The following is a 3,463-nucleotide window of genomic DNA, read 5'->3' on the forward strand; positions in this document are numbered from 1 at the left end:
GAAGTAACTGCATATATTGGTGGTGTAGGACACAACTTACAAGAGCATAGTGTTGTTCTTATAAGAGGTGGAAGAGTAAAAGACCTTCCTGGGGTTAGATACCACGTAGTAAGAGGAGCTCTTGACTGTGCTGGAGTAGCTAACAGAATGCAAGGAAGATCAAAATATGGTGCTAAGAAACCAAAGAAATAGTTTTTTAAACTAATGTAGTGCTTATCTACGGCATTTACATAGATTTTATAAGTATATTATTTAGTTTATATAGATGTAGAGAGAAGCGCTTTACGATATTGAAGAATATCGAGTACCAATGAACTTAAATTTAATTTGTTAAGGAGGGAAGAAAAGTGCCAAGAAAAGGACATATCGCAAAAAGAGACGTTTTACCTGATCCAGTGTACAATTCAAAAGTTGTTACTAAGTTAATAAACGGAATCATGTTGGACGGAAAAAGAGGAGTAGCTCAAAAGATTTGTTATCAAGCTTTTGAAGCTATGGCAGAGAAAACTGGTAAAGATGCCTTAGAGGTGTTTGAAGAAGCTATGAATAATATTATGCCATTATTAGAAGTAAAGGCAAGAAGAATAGGTGGAGCAACTTATCAAGTTCCAATAGAAGTTAGAGCTGAAAGAAGACAGACTTTAGGTATTAGATGGCTATTATTAGCTGCTAGAAAAAGAGGCGAAAAGTTAATGTGTGAAAGATTAGCAGGAGAATTAATGGATGCTGCTAATAACACAGGGGCTGCAGTTAAGAAAAGAGAAGATACTCATAAAATGGCTGAAGCTAACAAAGCATTCGCTCACTACAGATACTAATTTCAAAACTGTTTTGGCTTTGGCCAAAACAGTTTTGTCGAATATAAAATTACTCGTTGAGAGGAGGAATTATTGTGGGAAGAGAATTTCCGTTAGAAAAGTTTCGTAATATAGGAATTATGGCTCACATAGATGCTGGTAAAACAACAACTACTGAGCGTATTTTATTCTACACAGGTAGAACACATAAAATAGGTGAAACACATGATGGTGCATCACAAATGGACTGGATGGCACAAGAGCAAGAGAGGGGTATAACAATCACTTCTGCTGCTACTTTCTGTCAATGGAAAGGTTATGCAATTAATATAATCGATACTCCAGGACACGTAGATTTTACAGTTGAGGTTGAAAGATCATTAAGATGTCTTGACTCAGCTATCACAGTATTAGATGCTAAGAGTGGGGTTGAGCCTCAAACTGAAACGGTTTGGAGACAGGCAGACAACTACGGAGTACCAAGAGCAATTTATGTAAATAAAATGGATGCAACTGGTGCTGATTTCTATAACTGTATAAACTCAGTAAGAGATAGATTAAGATCAAATGCAATAGCAATACAAATTCCAATAGGAGCTGAATCAGACTTCACTGGAATGATTGACTTAATTGAAAATATAGCTTTAATTCATAAAGATGACTTAGGAAAAGACATCGAAAGAGGAGAAATTCCTGCTGATTTAAAAGATAAAGCTGAAGAATACAGAAACATCATGATTGAAGCAATTGCTGAAACTGATGAAGAATTAATGATGAAATATTTAGACGGAGAAGAGTTAACTGTTGAAGAGTTAAAAGTAGCTTTAAGAAAAGCAACTATAAACAATGAAATAGTTCCTGTAATCTGTGGTTCATCATATAAAAACAAAGGTGTTCAAGAAATGATTGACTTAGTTGTTGATTACTTACCATCACCATTAGACATTCCAGCTATTAAAGGTGTAGATGTTGAAGATGGTGAAAAAGTTCTTGAAAGAGAAGCTAGTGATGAAGCTCCAATGTCGGCTTTAGCATTCAAAATTGCTACTGACCCATTTGTTGGAAGATTAGCTTTCACTAGAGTTTACTCAGGAGTTATGGAGAGTGGTACATATGTACTTAACTCAACAAAAGGTAAAAAAGAGAGAATTGGTAGACTTGTAAAAATGCACGCTAACTCAAGAGAGGAAATCAGCGAATTAAGAGCTGGTGACTTAGGAGCTGTTGTTGGATTAAAAAATACAACTACTGGAGATACTCTTTGCGCTGAATCAGCACCAATCATATTAGAAAGTATGGAGTTCCCAGAACCGGTTATCTCAATTGCAATTGAGCCAAAAACTAAAGCTGGGCAAGAGAAGATGGGATTAGCTTTAGCTAAATTAGCAGAAGAAGATCCAACTTTCAAAACTTGGACTGATCAAGAAACTGGTCAAACAATCATCGCTGGTATGGGTGAGCTTCACTTAGATATCATTGTTGATAGACTTCAAAGAGAATTCAAAGTTGAGTGTAACGTTGGTGCACCTCAAGTTGCTTACAAAGAAACTATCAGAACTGCTGTTAAAGCTGAAGGTAAGTTCGTAAGACAATCAGGAGGTAAAGGACAATACGGTCATTGTTGGATTGAAATGATACCACATGATGGAGAATATGAATTCGAAAATGCTATCGTTGGGGGATCAATTCCAAGAGAATATGTTCCTGCAGTAGATAACGGAATTAGAGAAGCAGCTGAAAGCGGTATTATAGCTGGTTACCCAACTATAAATTTCAAAGTAAGATGTATTGATGGTTCATACCATGATGTCGATTCATCAGAAATGGCATTTAAAATAGCTGGATCTATGGCATTCAAAAATGCTATGAAGAAAGCTGATCCAGTATTACTTGAGCCTACTATGAAGGTTGAAGTTGTTGTACCAGAAGAGTACATGGGAGATGTTATCGGTGATATCAACTCAAGAAGAGGTAGAATGGAAGGAATGGAAGCTAGAAACGGAGCACAAGTTATAAGAGCTTATGTACCATTAGCTGAAATGTTTGGATATGCTACAACTTTAAGATCAAGAAGCCAAGGTAGAGGAACTTACTCTATGGTATTTGATCACTATGAAGAAGTACCAAGAAATATTCAAGAAGATATAATTGGAAAAAAAGCTAAATAGTTAAATTACCAATTTAAATATACCTAAAGATGGTAGTTTTACTACCATCTTTAGAAAAAAATATTAAGAATTTCAAATAAGATATTCATAATATTTCATTAATCAGTTATAATATGACTGAGATATTATTAAATGAAGGACATAAGGGAGGAATTTACAATGTCAAAAGCAAAATTTGAAAGAAGTAAACCACACGTAAATATCGGAACTATTGGTCACGTTGACCACGGTAAAACTACATTAACAGCAGCTATTACTACAGTATTAGCTAACAAAGGATTCGCTGAGTCATTCAAATATGACGAAATCGATAAAGCTCCAGAGGAGAAAGAAAGAGGAATTACAATCAACACTGCACACGTTGAGTATGAAACTGAAAACAGACACTATGCACACGTTGACTGTCCAGGACACGCTGACTATGTTAAAAACATGATCACTGGTGCTGCACAAATGGACGGAGCTATATTAGTATGTTCAGCTGCAGATGGTCCAATG

General features: G+C 35.7%; 4 protein-coding genes. All 4 read left to right on the plus strand.

Annotation, left to right across the window (positions count from 1 at the left end):
• On the plus strand, window positions 1–192 hold a 192-nt coding region (rpsL, locus tag ACRDDY_RS09460), incomplete at its 5' end, for a 30S ribosomal protein S12 (protein WP_438564704.1).
• A 155-nt stretch (window positions 193–347) separates the two neighbouring features.
• A complete protein-coding gene (gene rpsG / locus ACRDDY_RS09465; RefSeq protein WP_438564705.1) occupies window positions 348–818 on the plus strand; it encodes a 30S ribosomal protein S7 in 471 nt (156 codons plus the stop codon).
• Window positions 819–892: 74 nt separating this feature from the next.
• Entirely contained in the window at window positions 893–2,965 is a 2,073-nt protein-coding gene (gene fusA, locus ACRDDY_RS09470; protein ID WP_438564706.1) for an elongation factor G, read from the plus strand.
• A gap of 159 nt (window positions 2,966–3,124) precedes the next feature.
• The coding region (locus ACRDDY_RS09475) for a GTP-binding protein (RefSeq protein WP_438564707.1) at window positions 3,125–3,463 on the plus strand (339 nt) is incomplete at its 3' end.

The organism is Clostridium sp. (assembly GCF_051656525.1).
In the GTDB taxonomy this organism is placed as follows: domain Bacteria; phylum Bacillota; class Clostridia; order Clostridiales; family Clostridiaceae; genus Clostridium.